10 protein-coding genes and 1 pseudogene are annotated in these 24,338 nt (G+C 58.4%); 3 read left to right on the top strand and 8 right to left on the bottom strand.

Annotated features, from left to right (window positions below):
- Nucleotides 1-156: 156 nt before the first annotated feature.
- From cas2 to HMPREF1292_RS04255, 8 genes and pseudogenes are all read right to left on the bottom strand, one after another.
- A complete protein-coding gene (gene cas2, locus HMPREF1292_RS04225) occupies nt 157-486 on the bottom strand; it encodes a CRISPR-associated endonuclease Cas2 (protein ID WP_034645083.1) in 330 nt (109 codons plus the stop codon).
- Nucleotides 470-1,384 carry a type II CRISPR-associated endonuclease Cas1 gene (gene cas1 / locus HMPREF1292_RS04230; protein ID WP_023018882.1) on the bottom strand — a complete coding sequence of 305 codons (915 nt, stop codon included), beginning with the start codon at nt 1,382-1,384 and terminating at the stop codon, nt 470-472. The genes cas2 and cas1 overlap by 17 nt, the downstream gene beginning before the upstream one ends.
- Nucleotides 1,385-1,386: 2 nt before the next feature.
- A complete protein-coding gene (locus tag HMPREF1292_RS11555) occupies nt 1,387-2,268 on the bottom strand; it encodes a hypothetical protein (protein WP_023018883.1) in 882 nt (293 codons plus the stop codon).
- Nucleotides 2,269-4,745: pseudogene (gene cas9 / locus HMPREF1292_RS04235) on the bottom strand (type II CRISPR RNA-guided endonuclease Cas9); the annotation flags it as partial.
- Between the two features lie 76 nt (nt 4,746-4,821).
- Nucleotides 4,822-14,142 carry a type I polyketide synthase gene (locus HMPREF1292_RS04240; protein WP_023018885.1) on the bottom strand — a complete coding sequence of 3,107 codons (9,321 nt, stop codon included), beginning with the start codon at nt 14,140-14,142 and terminating at the stop codon, nt 4,822-4,824.
- Nucleotides 14,143-14,383: 241 nt separating this feature from the next.
- Nucleotides 14,384-16,270 (bottom strand): long-chain-fatty-acid--CoA ligase, encoded by a 1,887-nt coding sequence (locus HMPREF1292_RS04245; protein ID WP_023018886.1) that lies wholly within the window; start codon nt 16,268-16,270, stop codon nt 14,384-14,386.
- 256 nt (nt 16,271-16,526) lie between these two features.
- Nucleotides 16,527-18,335 carry a long-chain-fatty-acid--CoA ligase gene (locus HMPREF1292_RS04250; protein WP_023018887.1) on the bottom strand — a complete coding sequence of 603 codons (1,809 nt, stop codon included), beginning with the start codon at nt 18,333-18,335 and terminating at the stop codon, nt 16,527-16,529.
- 489 nt (nt 18,336-18,824) lie between these two features.
- The gene (locus HMPREF1292_RS04255; protein WP_023018888.1) at nt 18,825-20,543 is read right to left on the bottom strand and encodes a long-chain-fatty-acid--CoA ligase; all 1,719 of its coding nucleotides are present in this window, start codon (nt 20,541-20,543) and stop codon (nt 18,825-18,827) included.
- 242 nt (nt 20,544-20,785) lie between these two features.
- On the opposite strand from HMPREF1292_RS04255, the gene mshA reads away from it, so the two are divergent.
- From mshA to HMPREF1292_RS04270, 3 genes are read left to right on the top strand one after another with little or no spacing between them, the layout of a single operon-like run.
- The gene (gene mshA / locus HMPREF1292_RS04260) at nt 20,786-22,105 is read left to right on the top strand and encodes a D-inositol-3-phosphate glycosyltransferase (RefSeq protein WP_023018889.1); all 1,320 of its coding nucleotides are present in this window, start codon (nt 20,786-20,788) and stop codon (nt 22,103-22,105) included.
- A gap of 27 nt (nt 22,106-22,132) precedes the next feature.
- Nucleotides 22,133-22,909, top strand: coding sequence for a phosphoglyceromutase (locus HMPREF1292_RS04265; RefSeq protein WP_021352890.1), 777 nt, complete (start codon nt 22,133-22,135; stop codon nt 22,907-22,909).
- A gap of 5 nt (nt 22,910-22,914) precedes the next feature.
- On the top strand, nt 22,915-24,324 hold the full coding sequence (locus HMPREF1292_RS04270) for an ATP-binding protein (protein ID WP_023018891.1): 1,410 nt from the start codon (nt 22,915-22,917) through the stop codon (nt 24,322-24,324).
- Nucleotides 24,325-24,338: the final 14 nt, after the last annotated feature.

Consider the following 24,338-nt stretch of genomic DNA (forward strand, 5'->3'; position numbering starts at 1 on the left):
GCCACGGCTGGGGTTCAGTTCTCATTACCCCTGATATACTTCGGGGTGCCGTGCTTTTCTGTGAGCTGGCGCTGGGGTTCAGTTCTCATTACCCCTGATATACTTCAGTGCGGCCCGAAAAGGGCCGTTTTACTGGGGTTATTTGGCGATTCCTCATTAAAAAATTAGTAGTTGTGTTGGTTTTTCCTCAACTGCGGCTTCCTGGTGTTTCGAAAATCTGATGGCTTTTGCCCATTGGTTATCGGTGACTGAGACTATTCTCACTTCACCGCCGTCTGGCAAATTAGTTTTTATCTCTTTGACTGTTTTTGCAATCCGTGAGGCGAGAGGAAAATACTGCACATAAACACTCAGTTGCGAGCGGCAAAAGCCAAGGTCCAATAAATGATTGCGGAAGCGATTAGCTTCCCTGGTTTGCTTTTTGGTCTTGACTGGTAAGTCAAACATGACTACACACCACATTGGTTCGCTATCCTTCGTGGGCACGGAGGAATCCTTCCCACCTAGGAACACTGAGGTCCGGAAACCTACCTTCAACGTATTGCCCATAGTGTTGAGCGAATTCGTTGAAGACAGTGCTCAAACTCTTGCCGCCACTAGCAAAAGCTGTATTGAGGCCTGTAGAAATTTGTGTCTTCTGCTCCGCATCGAGAGTTTCGCCGTATTCAATTTGCGAAAACACAATTTGGTCGACCATTGGACGGAAAGGCTCCATGAGGTCATCTACGAGCGCCCAAGAATTACCACGGCCACGGTGAAACACTCCAAGGGTTCCGGACAATCCGGCGCCTGCTAGTGCACGAATTCCATAGCCACGTAGAAGTGTATAGCCGTAATCCAATGATGAATTCCAGCCAGGTTCTCCTGTGCCAGGCAGACGAGCAAAAGATTCCTCGTGTGAAAGGTGAGACCAGTACCGTCGAGCGGCTTGTGCTTCTTTGTTTTCTGGATCGCCAGATTTTACTGTGCGGGAAAGCTTGAGCAATTCCTCTGCGCCAGGTTTATCTAGTGCACGGAGTACTGATGATTGTCCGTGAATCTTAGCTGCGATAATCCGTGTCCACGCTTGTTTCTTTTTCGGGACCGGAAGCTGCGCTTGTGCTTGTTGCCGAGCCCCTGTGCGCGAATGTTGGTTCCAGGGATAAGCGCCGGAGACTGGAACTCCTCGCCAGTCGCAAACAAGCAACGCAATATCATAATCGCTGAATTTTTGCAGCACGGCACCACTGATCGAACCTTGAGTACCGAGCAGCACGACCGCAATTTGCGCCAAGGGGATTGCGATTTCTGGATTTTCAGCTTTCTGGATGACGAGCTGACCACGTGAATATCGCAGCGAACCCTCTAAGTTAGTGCAGTCGATAACCCGCCATCCTGGATTCATATCTAATCGACCTTCCAAGAAATGGGCAGGTGCGCAGCGCTAATAAGTCGAACACGGCCCAATGCATCGCGCCGGACAACAGTGACATTTCCTAAAGCCAGAAGTTTGTTGACTGCAGGAAGCCATCCTGGTTTGTCGATAACTTTTTTAGCCCCGTCTGTGGAGTCCTCTGGTAGGCCTTCTGCACTCATCTGTAGAGGACGGAGCCGAAACTTGGTATCCGAATAAAACCCATCTAGTCGCCACCGCCGGATTTGGCCGAATTCAGACTGCATTTCTGCGATTTGTCCGGTATTAAACTTAGCTGTATCAATAACAAGCTCATCGTCAATAACCACCCAGCCGAGGTATTCGGCTGTGCCATTGGCTAGAGCTGTACGCAATTTTTGCTCTGCTTGACGTACAGAGATGGTTTGCGGCTTTAGCTCAACAGAAAATAGATCTTCGTTTCGGTGCCGTACAAGGTCGGTGTTGTAAACACGCAGCATGCAGTAGTCATAACCTGTTTTCTTCGGAACCTTATAGATTCGCGCGTGATGGAAACGGCTGAGTTCGGCGTAGCCACCGCGTACTTTGATTGCACCGGCTCCCACAGGGAAAACTTCGATTTCATCGTCAGCTCCATACCAGGTGCCGTGGATCCTAATCTTGCGCTCGGGATTCTCTGGCAAACCGGCTTTCGCATCGAAATCTTTGTCCCGAGTAAGAGCGCACCACAGAGCTTCAGAGGATGCTCTATCAATGTCGGTGGCCGAAATAGCATCACCAACGCGGATTGTCTTCAACTTGCCAATGGTTTCTTTATGCGCGCGGCCATTACCGACGCGAAGACGGATGTTCTGGGTAACAACGATGCGATCTTCATCTAAGGCAACTTGCAGCAATGAAGCGAGTTTCTGGACTTTCGGCAGCCACGCATTCCATGCTGCACGTCGTTTTTCATCCGCACCAGTGAACTCTTTCCACCTTGGAGCATCACGGAGAAGTTCGGCTGCACGCTTCTTATTGGAACGGATAGCCAAGGTTTCAGCGACGTATTGACGGGTGAATGCGACAACTGCTGCATCCACAGCGTGATGGCGACGGTCAAGTCGCGTTTTGCCGGGACCACCAATGAAGCGCATTTTTTGGTGATATCTGCAGCACGGCGTGCTTCTGCAGTAATTGCACCGCGGTATACGCTAACACTGGTGTTTTCTTGGTGGAACCGTTGCGCAACGCGTGCGCGTAGTTCATTAGCCATCCACGCGACAGATTCCATGGAGCGCGCATCAAGTGGTTCATCATGAGCAGTGCGTTGGAACCGGGCACGGACTTTGGCACGGAAATTATTGAACTCAGTTTTGTTCAGACCAGAGTCTACGGACCAGCGCTTTGTGCGGTCCAAGGCTTCTTTTACGCTGACACCCGGGATACTGACTTTCTGTGCCCAGACCGCGAAAGGAATATTGGATTTGGAAAGATTGCAGCGGTGGCAAACCGCAACCAGGTTATCCCGCGTGTTGGTAGAGCCTTCACCGGCGCGCGGAACGATATGGTCCATTTCGCTATTGGCATACGTGATCGGTGAGCCACAATATGCACACTGATAATCCTGCCTCTGTACCGACTGGAAACGCCAGAGATCAGCGCTGCGAGGCTTACCTTCAATACCGAGATGTTCTTCCATTTCTCGGAACAACTTTTCGTTATGTTTGTGGCGTTTATTGTTTTCGCGGTCGATTTCGCGTGCTTTGGACTTACTGATGAAGCCGTCCCGAACATGCTCAATAACTACTGATTTAGGTGCGCCCCACTCGTCGGCGGCAGCTTCTAACCAACGAGCAACCCCTTTGAGCACGCGGTCCACTGCTGGGTTTCCTACGGGCTCACCAATCCGCGGAGCCGGCGGTGTCCAGTCTTCGGCGATTCCGAATTCAGCGCGGCGGGCGTCATAAAGATCCAAATTTTCCTGGTTCATGCGCTTAGTCAAACGCACCAGCGTGTCCTCGCTATAAGCCGCGCGCCCCATCGGCAGGTGAAGCGAATCTAATTTTTCGTGTTCTTTTTCGTCCAATTCCGCGAAGAAGGCTTGTACTTGCGCACCAGCAGGAGAATCGAAATCATCGGCTTCGGCATTAGACAGCGCCTTCAGCATTGCTGCGCGCTCGGGTTCTGATGCGTTTTGCCACCACTTAGCTAACGGTTTAACCTTGCACCCAAGAATGGTTCGGTTTGTGTCATGTACAGGTGGTTTTGCCCCGGCACGCTCACCGTCGTCAGTCATTGTCGCGGTACCTCGCAACTGGCCGCGATCAATGCTTAGTAGTTCAGCAACTTTGAGCCATGATGGCTCTGTTTTCGGTGCTAAGTTGACGAGGTATTCGAATACGATGTGTCTCTCATCGCCATTCAACCGACGAGTGGCCCCTGCGTGAAGTATCCGAAGATTTCCGATAAGTGCAGCGATGCGATAACGCTGGAAAGCATCGGAAGCCTTCAACGCCCTGTATTTGTCTTCTTGCAGTGAATCTTTGCCGGGCCGCGCAGCTTTTGGAGATTCGGCGGCAAAAACTAAATCCAGAATTTGTTTGCGCAGTGCGTCATCAATTTTTTGGACACGGCAGATTTCGTTGATTTCGCGAGCGTGGTCAATTTGGTGCAGTCGAGCAGAGATGACGGCTTGTTTAACTTCGCTCGCAGATTTATTCTTGTCTTTCTTTTTTCCGCCACCGCGCAGCCGATCCTGGCCAAATTGGGCAAAAGAGATGAGCTGTCCGACGGTGACATCGTGCGGGATTTTCCGCTTTGTTTTTGCTTCAAGCTCTTTCCGTATCTGTTCAAACGCATCGCTGGGTGCGTCAGGAGAATATAGACTAGAAACTTTCCAATATGGGTTCCGCCAGCCCCGGTGATTGGCGATATGCCGAAGTGCAATGGACAAGTACTCACCGCGCTGCTTTTCATCCGTGATGAAACCGTTCACTAAAGCAACGCGTGTTTTCCACGGTAGATAGGAGTCGGAGTAGTACTCGAAATTCACGGTTTTCCATCCCTGAGACCGTAGGAATTTCTCCAGCTTGATTATGCGGTGGCGGCGACGCCGGTACAAGCGACGCGTCCGACGGGCTATACCCGAGGTAGCTAGCCGAGTAATGGCGTGTTCATTCTGATCAGGATCGATTCCAGAATCATGAATCAGAGAAACAGCACTGAGAATTTGGATCGGTTGATCATTGTCATCTACTTCGATAGCAGCACATCCAAGTGAGTGTGTGCCGACATCAAATCCAACGCGGTAGTTAAGGCCGTAGTTAACAGGCATAGGACAAAAGTCTTTCGGGTATGAAAAAAACCGGGCCCGAAGGCCCGGTTGGAGCATTCGCCACCGGAAACGAGCCGGCGCTTACTGAGGTTCAATTCTCATACTTGATCTTACCCAGCAAATTGGCGTACGTCTAGTCTTTCCGGCCAGATTCACCAGACTCACCAGGCAGCGGGTAGGTGCCGTCAGCGCCCAAACGAGCATCCTCGTCCAGCAGCAGTGCGATCTCCGCTTCCTTCGAACCCCGCTCCGGCAAGCGACGGCCCTCAATCACACTGAACAACGCGCGGCGGCCAATCATGCCAGCCTCGCGGTGCGCGGTACCAGCAGCCAGACGAGCATTCGCCTGCTCGCGCCAAGCACCGGCAGCGTCCTCACCGAACTGCGCGGCCACCGCAGCTTCGAAGACACCCGGGTGGCCGTAGACCACCACGGCACCAACGTGACCGAAGCCGAGCGAGGTCAACACAGCCGCTTTCACCGGACGCCCGGCGTCGGCAAGCGAAACGCCGTCGCGCAGCCACACCAGGTTCTTCGCCTTCGGCTCGATCAGCGGATCCACGCAATCCAACGCCGCGTTGTGCGGCACCCGGCCGGTGCGGAAGACATCGATCAACCCACCGGTCTGGAACAGCGCGGCACCAGCCTTGGAGTGGCCCGTCAGCGACTTCTGCGAAATCACAAACAGCGGAGCATCGGCATCGCGGCCGACGGCTGGCCACAGCATGGAGTGCAGCTCGGATTCGTTCGGGTCGTTGGCGTTGGTGGAGGTATCGTGCTTGGACAGCACCGTAACGTCGTTCGGGTGCAAGCCCAGCCCACGCAGCGACTTTGCCAGGCGCGAGTTTTCGCGGCCCCGTCCAGCGCCCAAAGCACCCAGGCCCGGGGCAGGGATCGAGGTGTGCGCACCATCGGCATAGGACGCCGCGTGTGCAACCACCGCATAGACCGGCAAGCCCAGCTCGCGGGCCAAGGAACCGCGCACCAGCAGCACGGTTCCGCCACCTTCGGCCTCCAGGAAGCCGCCGCGACGGCGGTCGTTGGCACGGGAGATGAAGCGCTCGTCGATGCCCTGGTCGGTCATCTTCTTCGTCTCCGCGGTTGCGTTCATGTCACCGAAGCCGGCCAGCGATTCCACCTGCACGTCATCGATACCACCGGCCACCACCACATCGGCCTTGCCCAGCTTGATCTTGTCGCAGCCTTCCTCGATGGAGACCGCAGAGGTCGCACACGCACCGATCGGGTGAATCATGGAACCGTAGCCACCGACCAACGACTGCATCGTGTGCGCAGCAATCACGTTTGGTAGGGCTTCCTGCAGGATGTCCGACGGGCGCTCCTCGTCCAAGAAGCGCGAGACGAAGACCTTATGCAGCGATTCCATGCCACCAATACCGGTGCCCTGAGTAGAGGCAATATCGCCCGGGTGGATCGATTGCAGCAGTTCCGCGGGGCTGAACCCGGCGCTAATGAACGCGTCGACGGCGGTGACCAGGTTCCACACAGCCATGCGGTCCAGGGCGTCGACCATGTGCTCCGGAATACCCCATCGCGTGGGGTCGAAGTTATCCGGCATCTGGCCCGCCACCGTGCGTGTCAGCGTCGCCTTGCGCGGCACCTTCGCGGTAGCGCCCTGCAAGCGAGTGACCTGCCACTCGCCGTCGGCCTCGGCCACACGGGTAAAGGATGGGTCAGCAGCTTCGATATCGCGGGCCTGGGCCTCGGACGGCACGGTGAAGGTGATGTCGCGGTCCAAGAAGACCGTCGCCAAGTCAATCGAACCCTGATCCTGCAGGTGATACTTATCCGACAAGGTGCGCACGCCAGCGCGGGCGACGACCTCATCGCGGAAGCGAGCATAGATTTCCTCTTCGGCGATTTCTGCCCCATTGGCGTCGTACCAGCCCGGGGTTGGGTCTTCGGCCCAGTTGACCAGGCCCGTCATCCAGGCCAGCTCCAGAACACCGGCGGCGGTTAGTTCCACCGAGCCGTCGCGCTGAATACCGTATTCTGCCTCGAAACGGGTGCGGCCCGAGCCCCAGGACGAGACCTCACCGACACCAGCGATGACGATCATGTCATCCAGATCTGTGGTGATCTCACCGGTTTCCACACGCTCCGGCTGGGCTGGCACTGCGATATTTGGCAGGGCCGTTATGGTCGCCGGGGCAGCGGGGGCGTTGGCTGCTGCCTCTGCTGCGGCCGCGGCGGCTTGTTCCGCATTCGCTGCCGCCTGGGCAGTCAGCTCAGCCATGTTCAACGTGTCACCCAAACCACCGGTCAGATCCAGGTGCAGCGGAGCCTTGGCAGCCTGCGCGCGGGATTCGGCAGAAGCCAAGCCCATCAGCTCGTGGGAAATCTCTGCTGGGTTCCAGACCCGGATACCCGCAGCCTCCACAGCCGGAACCAGTCCGTCGTTGCCGGCCATCAGGTGCGTACCGGCCACCCAACCGATCAGAACCTGCGCCAGGGTGACACCGTCGGACCAGCCAGCCTCAACCTTCCACTTGTTCATAATCGCATCCAGCGCGGCCTTGACCTCGCCATAAGCGCCGTCGCCACCGAATACACCGCGGTTTGGTGAACCCGGAAGCACCACATGGCAGCGCTTGTCGACGCCAGCTTGCGCCAAACCGGCCAATCCCGCGATGGTGCGTTCGACGGACCACAACAGCAAACGCGTTTGGTTTTCTGCCTGCGGGCCGGCGTCGGCCAGCGACCCTGTCACCGGTGGGGCGGCGAATGGGAAGGCCAGGGTTGGGATCAGAGCTGGCTTGAGCAGCTTCACCTCATTGCCGACGGATTCCACCTGCTCAGTGCCGATCCAGTCGATGACCGCATCGACGTCGCGGTAGGACGACAAGTTCGCCGGTACCAGCCACAGCGCAGCACCCGGGACGGCGTGCTCGGCATACAGCTTGCGGGCAAACTCCTTACGCGCTTGGCTCACGCGCGAAGCAGTCATGACGACGGTCGCGCCACCTTCCAACAGGCGCGCGATCAGCGCAGTGGCAATCGAGCCCGGAGCAGCACCGGTGACCAGCGCAATATCCTCGGCGTAGGCACCCTGCAGCTCAGATTCTGCCAGTTGCGCGATCTCTTCCAGCTCGCCCTGCCCACCGTTGGCTGCCCACCAGCGGGCTTGCTTGGCGACGGTCGTGCCGGTGCCGCGGAAACGCTCCAGGGCGATATCTGCTTGCCCCAGCGCGTAGCGGGCGAGATCTTCCCGGGCGCTGGCCCAGCGGTCGTCGAAAAGCACAGCTTTGCGGGCATCGAAGACCGGGGTGACGGTCTTGACCCAGCCGGAACCCAGCTCTGCCTCGACGGTTTCAAACAGCGTGTTATCGGTTTCCGGGGTCTCTGGTGCAGGCTCGGATAAGCCCAGCTGCGCCAGTACGGTACGTGCGGCAGTAGCCAGCACACCGTTTTCGCCGGTGACTTGCTCGGCGAATTCGTTGAGCGCAGCGGAATCCACGACGGAACCACCACCGGCACCCGAGCCACCGGTTGCTTGCGAGACCGCCACCCCGTGGCGAGCAGCCACTTGCTGCACGGCGGCGTCAACTAGTTCGTTGACTTCTGCCTTGGAGCTGGCCGAAGTTGGGATCGTTGCTAGCGATCCGCCACGCACCGAATCTTCTTCGCGCGAGCCCAGCAGGATTTCGGCTTCCACGTGGGCGATCCAGGATTGTGGGAGTGCCCAGGTGCCGGTTACCCGCTCGCCGACAGCAGCAGGCTTGGCACCGGCGGCACCGGTGAGCTGACGCAGGCGCGCTCCGATGGCTTCGCTGAGCACCGCACCAAACGGGCTGTAGCCCGGAGCTGCGGTGGTGACGCGGCCACGCAGGGTGGCGACATCAGCATCAGCGGCCCCGTCGATGGCTGGAACCCCTAGTTCAGCGGACATATCCATGAGCAGCTGGTTACGACGCGAGGACACACCGTTGGTGAGTTCTTCGACGGTATCGGAATCGTTGATCTGCTCTAGGCGGATCTTATTGGAAAACGCGAACAGCGTCATGATGGCCTCGGCGGCGGTGAAGCTGAGCTCGCCGGCCGGGGCGCCGCCTCCAGTGTTGGCTCCAGCAGCGGTACTAGCGTTGGGGTTAGCGCTGGCGCTTGCCGACGCGTTTGCTGGGGCTGCCTCGGTGGCAGTGTTTGCGGTGGCTGCAGTGTTTGTGGAGTCAGGACCCGCCTCCGACATCGGTGCCGGGTTTTCCGTAGGACGTGCAGCATCGGCGCCGACCTCCGGCGCCTGGCTGGCTTGGTCGGCGGCGGCAGCAGAGTTACTTGCAGTATCTTCGTCATCCACCTCGATTGGCGCCTCGGTGACGTCGGCGAGCATGACCACATCCTGGTCACGCTCGACGTTGTACACCGGCAAGCTGACGCCAGCCACGGCCATGGAACGCTGCGCCAAGTTGGTCAACGTTGGCGACGACGCCAAGCCGACCTCGATGATCTGGTCGACGCGAGCAAACAGCAATTCCTGGGTTTCGATCCAGCGCACCGGTGAAGCAAACTGCCAGGACAACAACTCGATCAGCAACAGGCGGGCCAGCTTTTGCGGCTCCATGGTGGCGGCGTCGATGTTGTCGAGACGGCCAGACGGAGCCAAAGCCGCGGTGGCGTCCACGAAATCCTGGGTGAGTTCGAACGGGCGGGCCACTAGGTTCGGCACATAGCGTCCGACCAAGGCATCCAGGTCCAAGGTCTCCGGTAGCAGCTCGTCGAGTTTGTCCGCGAATGCAGGCACGCCGTCGCGCAGCACGCGGGAGTGGAACGGCACATCGATGCCCGGGACGGTCACGAACGCACGCGGGGCGATGGACTTCGCGCGCTTACCCAATTCCGCCAGGCCAGCCTTGGTGCCAGCGATGGAATACTGCTGGCCGGAGATGTTGTAGTTGACGATCTCCAAGAACTCGCCGGTTTCCTGCGCCACCTGGGCAACATAATCCTGCACATCATCGGCACTGACACCGATCATGTTCGGGCGCAGCGCACCCATGCCGTAATTGGAATTGCCGTGCTCGTCGCGCTCGACCAACGTGCCCATCGCGGAACCACGCGAGTAGACGATGTCGATGACAGCTTCCAAATCGAAGATATTCGCCAGCGAAGCCAGCGCGGTGTATTCACCCAACGAGTGCCCGGCATACATGGCGCCAGTAGCCAGCGCATTGTTTTCGCGCAAACGCTCGGTCTGCCCATAGGCGACAACGGCCAACGCGACCTGGGTGAACTGCGTCAGGTGCAGCACGCCCTGCGGGTGGCGGAAGGTAGTACCGCGCACCTTGAGCTCCGTTGGGTTGTCGTCGATGATCTGCCGGATGGAAAAACCATGCTGGGTGCGGGTGTGGTGATCCGCGCGACGCCAGGCCTCGCGTGCAGCAGGGGATGCGTTGCGATCGCCGCGGCCCATGCCTTCTGCCTGCACACCCTGGCCTGGGTAGACGTAGGCGGTGGCCGGTTGTGCCAACAGCGCCTGGCCGACGGAGACGACTTCACCATCGATGCGGCAGGTGACTTCTAAAGCACTGTGGATTCCGGCGCGTCCGACGCGTTCTGCGGTGATTTCCACCTTGTCGCTGAGTTGCACCATGCCGAACATGGAATATGTCCAGCTGGTGACCGTGCCGTGGGTATTAGCCAAGTGCTGGGCGGTGGCCGAGAGCCACATTCCGTGCACTAGGGCGTTGTCAAGATTGACCAGGCGAGCAGCATTAGTGGAGGTGTGGATCGGGTTATAGTCGCCCGAGACCAGCGCGAATGGGGTCATATCCTGCGGCGCCGTGACGGTTGCGCGGTCGACGAAGGAACGTGGGGTCGGCTCGACCTCAGCAGCTAGGGCAGCACCGCCCCATTCCGGGGCAGGTGCCGGGACGCTGGCACCAGTGGCGCGGCCGCGGATAGCGAAGCGCTGCATCTGGGTGGCCACCAACTCGCCGGATTCGTGATCGCGCAATTCCAGTTCCACGGTGACGATGCGTCCGGCGTTGGACTCATCGATCGCAGAGCACCAGGATTTGACGTCGATGCGGCGCGCATTGCTTTCGCCTTTGTTGCCGCGGGCGAGTTCGTGGAGTGGCACCCGCAGGTCAATAACGTGGTTCAGGTGCACGGCGTTGAGAAGACCCTCGATGACTGGGTAGTCGGTACCAGCAGGCTCGCCGTGCTCCTCGCCAATGCGGCCAGAGCCTAGAGCGGTATAAATCGCAGGCCAGGCTGGGCCCACCAGCACGTCCGGGGTGCCCGGGGCGGTGGTGAGCTTGTCGCCCAAACCAGCGCCGGTGACTGCGGTGTGTGCCTGCAACAGCGTGGTAGGCAAGGTGAAGGAATCTTCGGCATAGCCGAATGGATATTGCTCGTCGACCGAACCTTCCACGATGGTGGGCAGCGCGGTGATCTCATCGCCAGATTCGGAGGTCGAACCCACACCAGCCAGGCCTGCCAACAGCTCAAAGACTGCTTGTGGCAGACGGTCGTGGTCCACAACCGGGCTGGCACCAGTGGCGACGGCGTCGGAAAGATCGACGGGGATGGACACGGACTTCACATAGAACGGGCGCTGCTCTTCTGGCAGGTCATCCCAGTAGGAATCAGTGTTGATCCGGATGGAATACTGCGGGGCAGCCTCGGTGCCGTCGTTGATGATGTCAAAGGCTTCAGTTGGCAGCTCCACGGCTGGGTTGGCGATGGTGTGCCCGTGCCATTCCAAGCTTGGGGCCTGGCGCAAGAATTCTTCTGCAGTGGTGGCGTTGCCCAGGCGTGAGTACTGCTTGGCTGGCTCCACGCCAGCTTGTTGTAAGGCCTCGGTGGTGCCGGTTTCAAACCGGGCCAGCAACTCGGCGACGGGCTCGTCGACCTTGGTAATGCCTGCTACCGAGACCGGGCCCGGGATGATGCGTACGGCATCGGCGTCGTAACGATCCTCCTGCGCCTGCCACAGGGTGTCTTTGGAGAACCACTTTTTCAGGTCACCATCGATGGCCGTGGTCCATGGCATCGGCTTGTTGTGCTTATGATTCAGCGAAACAAACCAGGCGGCATCGCGCGCTGCGACGGTAGTGGTGGCAGCCTGCGGGAAGGCCTCGAGCAAGGTGCGCAGGTTGGCCGGGGCATCGGCGACGGAATCCAGGTCCGGGAACAGGGTGTCGATTTCGCCGTGATCCGACGGGTGCAGGCGCGCCTCGATGCGGTGCAACAGGTCGAACCAGCGATCCTGCCAGGTCGGGTCCATGAACGGGAAGGCTAGGTCGACGAAACGCTCCAGCCACTGCTGGTAGGTCATGGTCTCGACGTCACCGAAATACGGCTTGGAGGTCTTGGCCAATGCGGCGATGATTTCTTCGCGGTGGTCCTGGTAATCAGCTGGATCCAGCGAGGTGATCAGCCGGGCGGCAGCGGCGAAAGAGTTATCGATTTCGTGGAGATCCGCCAGTAGATGCGACTGACCAGAGGCCACACCACCGTTAGCGCGGCCGCGGCCGACCCAACCGCCGTTGGTCTCCGGGCTGATACCTGGGGTGTCGACGAGCAGCTGTTTGACCTGCGGAGAGGTAGTGGCTTCTTTGGTGGCCATGGCGACCGTGCCGACGAACACGCCGTCGACCGGCATGCGGGGCAGAGAATATTTCTGTGACCACGTACCGGTCAGGTATTCCGCGGCACGTTCTGCTGAGTAAATGCCACCGCCGACGGTGATGGTGACGTTATCGTGCTCGCGGGCAGCGGCGTAAGTGTCGATGAGCATCTCATCCAAATCCAGCCACGAGTGGTGGCCGCCGGCGTGGCCGTCCTCGATCTGCAGAATTAACTGGTGCTCCGGGTTGGCGGCAGCGATGGCTAGGATGTCGCGGATCTGCTTGGTGGTGCCCGGTTTGAAGGAAATATATGGGAAACCGTCGGCACGCAGCTGGGCGAGCAGTTCTGTGGCCTCGTCGGCTTCCGGCACGCCAGCGGAAATGGTGACACCGGTAATTGGAGCGCCGTTCGCGCGGGCCTTCGGGACGATGCGCGCTTGGCCAAACTGCAAGTTCCACATGAAGCGATCGAAGAACATGGTGTTAAACGCCACGGTGCGTCCAGGCTGCAGCTGGCGGATCAGCGAATTCTTCAGTTCGGTAAACAGTTCTTCGGAATACATTCCGCCGCCGGCCATCTCCGTCCAGAAACCAGCGTTGGCGGCAGCGGCCACGATGGCTGGGTCGACGGTGGTTGGCGTCATGCCGCCGAGCATGATCGGGGACAAGCCGGTCAGTGCAGAGAACTTCGTCTGCGTGTACGTCTTGCCATCCGGCAGTGTGACCAGCCGTGGGGCGAACTCAGACCAGTCGCGCGCAGTAGGCAATTGCGCGCCGGGGGTTGCGAGGTTATCGCGTTGCGACGACGTCCAAGCCGGAACGACGGATAGACCGGTGCCCGCCACGAGCGGGGTGGTGAGTTTTGCGAGGCCGTCGTCAAGCACCAGAGCGTGGCTGATGTGCTGGTCGACCATCTGGGCAGTCTGTGCGGTCCAGTCGAACGGGCGGATCAGGATGTCGCGGACGACGGTGGCGATATCGGTGTCGCCGAGATCCAGCTGGCAGGCCTGGGCCCACTCGATGGTCAACTCTGCGGCTTCGGTGAGGCTGTCGTGGTGGAAAGGCAGCGCGACCGGTAAGTAGGTGAAGTTTGGAGTGAGTTCTGAGCCGCCGAATTCGCGTGCCTCCAGGGCGTCGTTATAGGCGCTGGCGTGGGCGGCGACGTTATTTTCTACCGCTGCGAGTTCATCCGGGGTGCCCGAGACAACGAAAGCGCGGGTGCCATTGACCACGGAGATGGCGGCTGAGCCAGTGGTGGTCCCATTCAGGGACTGCTCGACGACATCGCGCGGGAGGTCGCGGATCAACAGCATGTGCGAGCGGGAATCGGTGGAACCGTGGGCGACGCTTGCTGCTGTGCCCATCAGGATGGCCAGGGCCAGTGCGTGTACTGGATGTTTGATGGCGGCGATGCCGAGGCTGCCCTGGGAGTGGCCGAAGGCGGTGGTTGGGTTGTTCTGTGTTGAGCCCTGTTCTAGGTCGCAACCTGCAAGGTTCATCCCCAGGTCACGCAATTGATCAATGGCAGCCAGCTGGCTGAGCACGATGCCCGGGATGCTGACAGCGGGGAATACGTCATTGGAACTAGTGGAATTGTTCGGGCTGGTCGTGTGGTTGGATGCGCCGGTGTCTTGGGAGTCCGCGTGCACGAGCGCTTCCAAGCGCTCCATGGCTCCTGGGATAGTGGAAGCAATGGTGCGGGCGTAAGGGCTGACCAGGCTACGGGCTTGGGTCAGGTAATTGTCCAGGCGGCCGACGGCGTGGTGGCTGGCAGCGGCATTGCGCAGCTGCTTTTCCCATTCCGAGGCTTGACCAGCAAAGATGATGGCGGGGGCGCGCATGGAATCAAGCGGTGTCAAAGACATGCAGTGGCATCCTTTACAGAAAATATGAGGAAACGTTCATGTTGTCTTTGCTCACCGTAGTGCATGCGAGTTATCTCACGTGGATAACTCGCGGCAAATGTGAGTAAATTCTCATGATTTTGTTTCAGAAACCATGTCTGCGGATTCAGGAACAGGTCACTGACATAGCAAAACGCCCCGACAAGTCCCTTTTAGGGGCTCACCAGGGTGCTAGATGCTCCGGGTAGTCAGGTGCTCCGGCTTATTTCTCTGCAGCCTCGTCCGGCTGGGCGTCGGCAAGATCTTCTACCTCGACACCCTCAACGTCGGATTCTTGGTGGTCCGGCTGTTCATCGAGCGGCTTCGCCTTACCGGAAGTATCGGAATCCTCGGAGCCGTCTGTGTCGTCGTCGGCAGCAGCCTCGTCCTTTTCCTTCGGCACCAGGCCCAGCATATCCAGCAAGTCGGCCTGAACTTCGCGGCGGCGCAGCTTACCGATCTGGTCAGTAGCCAACTCCTCGAAGTGATAGAAGGTGCGCGGAACCTTGTACGCAGTCAGGCGCTCGCGACAGTAATCCTTCAGGCCATCCGGGTCCAGTGCAGCACCGGCGCGCAGCACGACACAGGCCACGACGTCTTCCGAGCCATCTTTGCGTGGACGGCCGACGACAGCGCACTCTTCCACATCAGGGTGCTGACCCAGGCAATCCTCGACCTCACCAGGGTAGACGTTGAAGCCACCGGTGATGATCATTTCCTTAATGCGGGACACGATGCGCACGAAGCCGTCTTCCTCCATCACGGCCATGTCACCGGTGCGGAACCAGCCGTCGTGGAAAGCGTTTTCCGTGGCTTCCTCATTGTGCAGGTAGCCCTTGAACACCTGCGGGCCGCGGCCGAGCAGCTCGCCTTCCTCGCCATCCGGCATGGTTTCGTCCAGATTGTCTGGGTTAGCGATGCGTACCTGGGTATCGGGGAATGGGATGCCAATATAACCCGGGCGACGGTTTTCCGAGTGCGGGTTGCAGCACAACACGGGTGAGGTCTCGGTCAAGCCGTAGCCTTCCACCAGCAGGCCACCGGTGCGTTGTTCCCACTTCTCGACGGTGTCTTCCGGCAACGGGGCGGCACCGGAAATGGAATTGGTGATGCCTTTCAGGTCGATGTCCTGCTTCTCGGCGGCCTCCATGACCTTGGAGTACAGCGTCGGCACGCCCGGCATCCAGGAGGGCTTGCGGTTTTTGATCACGTCCATCAGCAGCGGGATTTCCGGCTTCGGCACCAGCACCATCTCGCCACCCAGTGATACGGCAAGCCCGGCGATCAGCGTGAGGCCGTACACGTGGAACATTGGCAGCGCACCCAGCACGCGCTCGTCCGGGTTGCGGCCCAGGGTGGGGAAGAAGGTCAGGATCTGGGCGATATTTGCCGAGATATTGCCTTGGGTGAGCTCTGCGCCCTTCGGGGTGCCCGTGGTGCCGGAGGTATACAGGATTAACGCGGTGGAATCACTGGTGACACAATCTGGGGTGCGAATTTCCCGCCCGTCGCCACCGAAGGCTTCGCTGGCCAAAGACTCAAATGAAATGGTGTTTGGTGCGAACTGGGAAAGCTGCTTGCGTTTTTCGCGGATCGACGGCAAGGGCAGGTAGCGCAAGGCCAGTTGTTTGGTGCGAGGCATCGCATTAATCATGTTGACCGAGATGATGGTCTCGAGCGGGGTCTTGCTGCGGACTTGCTCCAACATTGGGGCGGCTTTGTCCCAACAAATCGCGATGCGGGCGCCGTGGTCGCTAAACAGGCTTTCTAGCTCGTGCGCCGTGTACAGCGGGTTGTGCTCGACGACGGTTGCGCCAATTTTTTGGATGGCATAAAACGCAATAACGTGCTGCGGGCAATTCGGTAGCAGGACCGCCACGCGATCACCAGGGCCGACACCGAAGGCCTTCAGGCCAGCCGCCACAGCGCGCACGTTCTTGTCGAGTTCGCTGTAAGTCATCGACTCGCCAAAAAAGTAGGTGGCCTGCCGATGGTGGTTATTGGTCAGATTCGAGCCGTACAGACTCAGCAGCGTCTTGTGCTCGTATTCCGGCTTGTCTGGGATATCGCCGTAGTGCTGTAGCCACGCTTTGGTATCCGAAGCGGTCATTGCTACCTCCTTGCGTAGGGGTGCTTTGCATCACACATTTTTGAGATAGCTCCCACACTACCAATTAGTGAGTCGTTTCACATAAACTACGCAAGTTTTTAGTGCGGTTTGTTAAAACTCCAGCATAAAAGGGGTGGAAAATGGAAGTGGGGCGGGTCGACGTAGCGGTATCGACGTCGGCCCGCCCAAAATTAGCGTGATTTTACGAATCTATATTCGTTCGCTGTGCTCGTGGGATAGCAAACAAAAACTTCGCCTACGCCTGCTCCAAGCGTGCAATTAGGTCAGCCTGGACCTCGCGGCGACGAATCTTCCCCAGCTGGTCCCTGGCTAGTTCCTCGAAGTGGTAGAAGGTGCGCGGAACCTTATACCGGGTCAAACGTTCACGGCAGAACTCGCGCAAACCTTCCGGATCTAGCTCGGCACCATCGTTAAGAATCACACAGGCAACGACGTCCTCCGAGCCGTCCTTGCGCGGGCGACCCACCACAGCAACGTCAGCGATATCCCGGTGGGCGCTGATGGTTTCTTCTACCTCGGCAGGGTGGACGTTAAACCCACCAGTGATGATGATTTCTTTCAAACGCGAAACCAGGCGCAAGAAACCGTCTTCTTCCATCACACCCATATCGCCAGTGCGGAACCAGCCATCATGGAATGCTTCCTCGGTAGCTTCCGGCTTATTTAAGTAGCCCTGGAAAACCTGTGGTCCCTTGACCAGTACCTCGCCTTCCTCACCATCCGGCATGGTCTCGTCGAGGTTTTTTGGGTTTGCAATACGGATCAGCGTATTTGGCATCGGAACGCCAATGAAACCTGGGCGTCGGTTTTCATTGACGGGGTTGGCCACGATCACCGGCGAGGTTTCGGTCAAACCATAGCCTTCGACCAACAAGCCGCCTGAAAGTTTTTCCCATTCGTCGACGGTGGATGCCGGTAGCGGGGCAGCACCGGCAAAAGAATAGCGGATGCCCTGCAGATCGAGGTCCTTCTTTTGGGCTTCCTCGGAAATTTTGTCGTAGAGTGTCGGCACACCGGGCAACCAGGTGGGCTTGCGCTTCTTGATGGCATCGAGAATCAAGGGGATTTCCGGTTTAGGCAGCAGGATGATCTCACCGCCGACGTAGGAAGCCAGCGCGCCAATGAGGGTCAGGCCGTACACGTGGAACATAGGCAGTGCACCCATGAGAGTTTCGGGCTTTTCGCCAATTCCGGGCAGCCAGTACTTTGCCATTTGCACGTTGGAGCAGATATTGCGGTGGCTAAGCATCGCACCCTTCGGGGCGCCGGTGGTTCCGGAAGTATAAAGGATGAATGCGATGTCGTCCGGGGTCAGCGTCGGCTCTGGTTCCAGGTTTTCACCAGTGCCGCCGATCGCGCCGTCGAGAAGCATGCGGTAGGGGATCGCGTTATCGGCTTTTGCAGTGAGCATCTCGCGCTTTTCACGCACCGCTGGTAACGGCAGGTAGCGCAATGCCAGCTGCTTGGTTACGGGCATGGCCTCAACCATGTTTACCGCGATGAGGTTTTGCAGCGCTGTGGCGTGGCGAAGCGGCTCCAGCGAACTAGCGATTTTGTCCCAGACGATGGCAGTGCGCGCCCCGTGGTCTTTGAATAGGCCTTCTAGCTCATATGGGGTGTACAGCGGGTTGTGCTCGACGACGGTTGCACCTAACCGCAGGATGGCGTGCACCGCGACGATGTGCTGCGGGCAGTTAGGGAGCACCACAGCCACCCGGTCGCCTTTGCTGACTCCTAGTGATTTTAGGCTTGCGGCTACCGCGCGGACCTGCTTATCAAGTTGCGCATACGTCGTCGATTGCCCGAAAAACCAGGTGGCGTTGCGATCCCGGTGATTTTTGAGGTTTTCGACGTAATTGTCGACAAGGGTGAGATCCGCGAAATCGATTTCGGGAGGGCAGGCGTCGTTATAGTGCTGTAACCAGGCGCGGTTTTTGAATGCGGTTGCCGCACCGGTGTTTGCGTTGTCGTTTGGATTGTTGTTTGTGTCCTCATTTCTGTTGTTGTTTGTGTCGGTGTTGAGAGCATGTTTGGGCTCTGACATGGGAACAATCCTCCTGTATTGGCGTTTGCTGGTTTCGCTTGCTGGGCCGTGGGTGGGCAAACCTTGCGGGGTGTACGAACCGTCACTAGCGAACTACACCGAAATATTGTGATCTGTATTGCAGTTTTGGTTCCATAACCACAGTAGGCGATTGAGGCTCGCTTGGCTAGGGTGTGTTCGTTGAAGCGGTGCTTTGGGCCCAGACTGCGGCACGTGGAAAGCACATTAACTGATTTGCAGGCAAACAAAATAGTTGGTGTTCGTAAGGGGGTGGTTAGCGAAGATCAACCGGAAAAGCGGGGAGGGCTGTGCCAGCCTGACAGAAAACTGGCAGAGAGAAAGTCGGCAGACAGAAACCGGCAGAGAGAAAACTGGCAGAGAGAAACCGGCAGACAGAAACCGAGAAAAAGAAAACCGCCCGGAAAACCGGGCGGTGAAAAACTGCATCCAGAAGCGATAAGAAGGAACTACAGAACTTGTAGCCCTCCGCTAGCTCGCATCCCCTAAACGTTTCAGCAGGTCAGACTGTACCTCGCGTCGGCGGATCTTCCCCAATTGGTCCTTCGACAACTCCTCAAAGTGGTAGAACGTGCGGGGAACCTTATATGGAGTCAGTCGCTCCTTGGCAAAAGTACGCAGCCCTTCTGGGTTCAGCTCGGCGCCATCGCGCAAAACCACACAAGCCACGACATCCTCGGCACCGTCGGAACGCGGACGGCCCACCACGGCGCACTCGACGACGTCGGCATGGCTCAACATCGTCTCTTCCACCTCACCCGGATACACGTTAAAACCACCGGTAATGATGATTTCCTTGATGCGCGAAACCAGGCGGATGAAACCATCCTCTTCCATTACACCGACATCGCCGGTGCGGAACCAGCCGTCGTGGAACGCAGCCTCTGTAGCCTCCGGGTTGTCGTAATAGCCACGGAAAACCTGCGGCCCACGGGCGAGAAGCTCGCCTTCCTGGCCGTCGGGAAGCGTCTCATCCAGGTTGTCCGGGTTTGCGATCCGAATTTCGGTATCAGGAAATGGGACACCGATATAACCGGGCCGACGGTTCTGACTCATGGGGTTACCCACCAAAATCGGCGAACATTCAGTCAGACCATAACCTTCCACCAAAAGGCCAGAGGTGGCTTGCTCCCAGTTTTCCACGGTGTGCACCGGCAGAGTAGAAGCACCAGAAAATGCATTGCGCACCTGGGAAAGGTCAATATCTTTGTCCTTGGCTGCCTCGATGATTTTCTCGTACAGCGGTGGCACACCCGGGATCCATGTCGGCGGGTGCTTTTTCATAATGTCCATCAGCAACGGAATCTGTGGCGACGGCAGCAGAACCATCTCGGCGCCCAAAAATGGCCCCAACGTGCCGAAAAATGTCAGACCATACGCGTGGAACATGGGCAGCGCCCCCAACAGGCGTTCTTGTTCATCTCCTAGCCCGGGAACCCAGTGCTTGCCCTGCAAAATGTTGGCATACAGATTGCCGTGGGTCAGCTGCGCGCCCTTCGGTGTGCCAGTAGTGCCTGAGGTATACAAAAGCAGCGCGGGTGTGTTCTTGTCGACGCCGTCGGCAGGCACAAAGTCGCCCGCCGAACCGCCCATAGAGCCGTCGGCAAGCACAGAAAACGGAACCGTGTTTGGCGCAGGTGCGGTCAACTGCTTGCGGGTTTCGCGAATTTTCGGCAGTGGAATGCGCAAGGCCCACTGTTTGAACTTCGGCATCGCTTCGACCATGTTCACCGAAATGATCGTTTCCAGCGCTAGGTCGCGGTCCTGGCGTAGCTTCTCCACCGTTTCCGCGGCCTTATCCCAGACAATCGCCACACGGGCGCCATGGTTGACGAAAGGATCGTACAACTCATGTGCCGTGTAGAGAGGATTGTGTTCGACGATGATCGCGCCCAGCTTGAGCACAGCATAAAACGCGGCCACGTGTTGCGGGCAGTTCGGCAAAATGAGCGCGACACGATCGCCCGGGCCGACGCCAAGGGAGCGTAGGCCAGCGGCAATACCGCGAACCTGCTCATCAAGCTCGCCGTAGGACATCCGGTGGCCGAAAAACCACGTCGCGGGCTTGTTCCGGTTGATCGCTAGGTTGTTGTCATAAACATCCAGCAAGGTGACGTTGCCGTAATCAAGCGTGTGCGGAGTCGATGGTGCGTAGTGCTGCAACCATGCCTTCGATTCAAAAGCCGACATAGAACTACTGTGCTTCCTTCATGCTGGGTGGGTGTACCGGGACTGGTTTTGTAGTGCGGATTGTTTTGTCCGGACTGGAGAACTCTTTCCAGTGTACTCCCGGCAACGTGGGGCGTTTCGTGGGAACGTGTCAAGTTGCTTGTATGCGAGGTCTAGTGGTTACGCTGGGCTTATAGTTCTAGGTCGCGACCTATAGAAGCTCCAGTTCTGCTGTAGAACGCCAGTATCTTTAGGATGCAAGTATGCGCATCGCCATGATCTCTATGCACACCTCACCCATCGAGCAGCCGGGAATCGGCGATGCCGGGGGCATGAACGTCTATGTCTTAAATATTGCCCGCCAGCTCGCGAAACAGGGTATTGGTGTCGATATCTTCACCCGCGCCACCCGATCCTCCCAGCCGGAGGTCATGCAACTTGCCGATAACCTCCGCGTTATCAACATCATCGCGGGCCCTTATGTCGGTCTGGAAAAAGAATCCTTACCGACGCAGCTGGTTGCTTTCACCGGGGGCATCGTGCAGTTCGTCAATAAAGAATCCCAGCCGGCGGCAAAGCAAGAATCCCGTACTGGCTACGCTCCCTGCCACGCACCGTACGATGCGATTCATTCCCATTATTGGCTCTCTGGCCAGGTTGGCTGGTTGCTACGCGACCTGTGGGGCATCAGCCTGGTCCACACCGCCCACACGCTTGCGGCGGTGAAAAACGCCTACCGCTCGGCTGACGATACCGCCGAATCTGAGGCCCGGCGCATCTGCGAACAGCAACTCGTCGACAACGCTGACACTCTCGTCGTCAACACCGACGAAGAAGCCCGCGACCTCATCGGCCATTATGATGCCGAACCTTCCAAGATCGTGGTGGTTCCGCCAGGTGCCGACCTAGAACTGTTTACCCCGGGCACAGACCGCAACACCGAGCGCTCCCGACGCGAACTCGGCATCCCACTACACACGAAAGTGGTCGCTTTCGTCGGCCGGCTACAGAAATTCAAAGGCCCCGAGGTACTCATCCGCGCTACCGCCGAGCTTTTCCGCCGCGAGCCGGACCGGTGCCTACGAGTGGTGATCTGCGGTGGCCCTTCGGGAAGCGCAGCCAGCCCGGATTATTATCACAATCTTGCCTGTGAACTGGGCGTCGGCAAGTGCATTCGGTTTATTGATACCCGCCCGCCGGAGGAGCTGGTCGCGGTGTATCAAGCTGCTGACCTGATTGCGGTGCCGAGTTACAACGAATCCTTTGGGCTCGTTCCCATGGAGGCGCAGGCTTGTGGCACCCCGGTGGTGGCTGCGCGGGTCGGTGGCCTGCCGATTGCCGTTGCAGATGGACAGACGGGTGTGCTTGTCGACGGGCACGACCCTGCTGATTGGGCCGATGCGTTGGCAGATTTGCTGGATGACGACGAACGCCGCGTCCAGATGGGGCAGGCCGCGGTGGGCCACGCCGCGCAGTTCTCGTGGGCGGCGGCTGCGGACCGGTTAGTGGGGGTATTCCAGGATGCGATTGCGAGTGCTGATGGGGCAGCAAGGTTGCACAACCGGCAAGCCAGCGGCAATTAGTGGGGTGACCGTGGCATGCTAGAAGCTATGACTGGACCTAATTCTGAACCGAATTCTGCCAACGGCAAGCTCATCTTGCTGCGCCATGGCCAATCCACCTGGAATGAATCCAACCAGTTCACCGGCTGGGTTGATGTAGACCTGACCGCACGTGGAGAAAGCGAGGCGCGCCGGGCCGGAGAATTGATTGCCGCTGCTGGGCTGCAGCCAGAGGTGGTCTACACTTCGCTGCTGCGTCGTGCGATCCGTTCGGCAAATATTGCGTTGTCTGCGGCCGATCGCCACTGGATTCCTGTAGTCCGTAACTGGCGCATAAACGAACGCCACTACGGTGCCCTGCAAGGCTTGAACAAAGCCGAAACCCGCGACAAATACGGTGAGGATCAGTTCATGTCGTGGCGTCGTTCTTATGACACCCCGCCACCGGAGCTTGCCGACGACTCCCAGTACTCCCAAGCTGGCGACCCGCGTTATGCGGATGTGGACAACCCGCCCCGCACTGAATGCCTGAAAGACGTCGTAGCCCGGGCCATCCCATATTTCGAGGCGGAGATCCTGCCACGCCTGCGGGATGGTCAGACCGTGTTGTTGGCTGCGCACGGAAATTCGCTGCGCGCACTTGTTAAGCACCTGGATGCGATTTCGGACGAAGATATTGCCGCGCTGAATATCCCGACCGGTATGCCACTGGTGTACGAATTCGCCGCTGACGGCAGCATCGTGAACCCAGGAGGCGACTACTTGGACCCAGAAGCCGCGCAGGCGGGTGCTGCTGCCGTAGCGAATCAGGGCCAGGCTAAGTAAAACACGTGACGACAACCCAGATTGTTGTTCTTGCCGTCGTGGTGACGGTACTGGTCACCGCAGTGCTACTTGTCGCTGGGGCGGTGTGGTTGCGCCGCGGTGGGCAGCTGGGCCGGTTCGGTGCTGAAGAACAAACCCAGGACTCGGACCGGATTTTGGAATCTAACCAGGTTGCCACCGTCGGCCAGATGTTGCATTTGGTTATTCAATCATCGCCGACGGGCATCGTCGTAGTGGACCGCAATGGCGATGTCATGCTGTCGAATGCCCGCGCTCACGACATGGCTCTGGTGCACGCGCGCACCATTAACCCACAGGTGTGGCGGGTGGCTGCAAACGTCTTTGACGACGAAGAAAAAGAAAACCGCTACCTCGAACTTTCCGTGCCTAAGCATCGCACGGGTAATCGGATTTCCAACGTGCGCGCGCTGGTCAAGCCCTTAACCCTTGTCGACGATCGTTTCATGATTGTCTATGGCACCGACGAATCCGAAAACGTGCGTATGCAATCGGCACGGCGGGATTTCGTCGCGAACGTATCCCACGAGCTAAAAACCCCGGTTGGGGGGATGGCGCTGTTGGCTGAAGCGCTGTTGGGTTCGCCGGATGATCCGGAGCACGTGACGCATTTTGGGCGTCAGCTGCAGCGCGAAGCTAACCGCATGGCGGATATGGTCAATGAGCTGATTTCCTTGTCCAAGTTGCAGGGGGCGGAAGCACTTCCAGAGATTGCGCCGGTCTCCGTGGCCGAGGTCATTAGTGCGGCGATTGCGCGTAACCAGGTGGCAGCAGAAAACCACGGCATTATTCTGCGAAACCTGGGGGCTGTGAAGGGAACCAGCGGTGCAACTGGCGACGATGCAACCAGCGGTGCAACTAGTGGTGGTGCAACTAGTGGTGACGCAACCGGTGGTGCCGAATCAAACTCGGGGCTATTCGTCGTCGGTAATAGAAATCTGTTGGTTACGGCAGTGTCGAACCTAGTCTCCAATGCCATTAACTATTCCCCAGATTCCACACCGGTGACTGTGAGTTACGAGGCAGTATCCGCTGAGGAAATCTGCATCCACGTCGTTGATCAAGGCATTGGTATTGCTTCCGAAGACCAGGAGCGCGTATTCGAGCGGTTTTTCCGAGTCGACAAGGCCCGCTCCCGACAAACCGGTGGCACGGGCCTGGGGCTGGCGATCGTGAAGCATGTGGTCGCCAACCACGGTGGCAACATCAGATTATTTTCCGAATTGGGTGAGGGCACCACGTTTACCCTGGCGTTGCCGCGTTACCAAGGTGACGGCATGGGCGGGCATGAACTGGAAGACTTAGAAGAATTAGAAGATTTGAAAGGCCTAGATAACCGGGGAACCCCAGAAAATCCGGAAGGCCTACCCAGCCGGGAAAAACCAGAAGAACCGTGATTTTTTAGCGGCGA

Origin of the sequence: Corynebacterium sp. KPL1995 (genome assembly GCF_000477935.1) — a bacterium.
Taxonomy (GTDB): domain Bacteria; phylum Actinomycetota; class Actinomycetes; order Mycobacteriales; family Mycobacteriaceae; genus Corynebacterium; species Corynebacterium pseudodiphtheriticum.

Coding starts and splice junctions, on each gene's coding strand:
- cas1 (WP_023018882.1), bottom strand. CDS start 1,384: ATGAATCCAGGATGGCGGGTTATCGACTGCACTAACTTAGAGGGTTCG.
- HMPREF1292_RS04240 (WP_023018885.1), bottom strand. CDS start 14,142: ATGTCTTTGACACCGCTTGATTCCATGCGCGCCCCCGCCATCATCTTT.
- HMPREF1292_RS04245 (WP_023018886.1), bottom strand. CDS start 16,270: ATGACCGCTTCGGATACCAAAGCGTGGCTACAGCACTACGGCGATATC.
- HMPREF1292_RS04250 (WP_023018887.1), bottom strand. CDS start 18,335: ATGTCAGAGCCCAAACATGCTCTCAACACCGACACAAACAACAACAGA.
- HMPREF1292_RS04255 (WP_023018888.1), bottom strand. CDS start 20,543: ATGTCGGCTTTTGAATCGAAGGCATGGTTGCAGCACTACGCACCATCG.
- mshA (WP_023018889.1), top strand. CDS start 20,786: ATGCGCATCGCCATGATCTCTATGCACACCTCACCCATCGAGCAGCCG.
- HMPREF1292_RS04265 (WP_021352890.1), top strand. CDS start 22,133: ATGACTGGACCTAATTCTGAACCGAATTCTGCCAACGGCAAGCTCATC.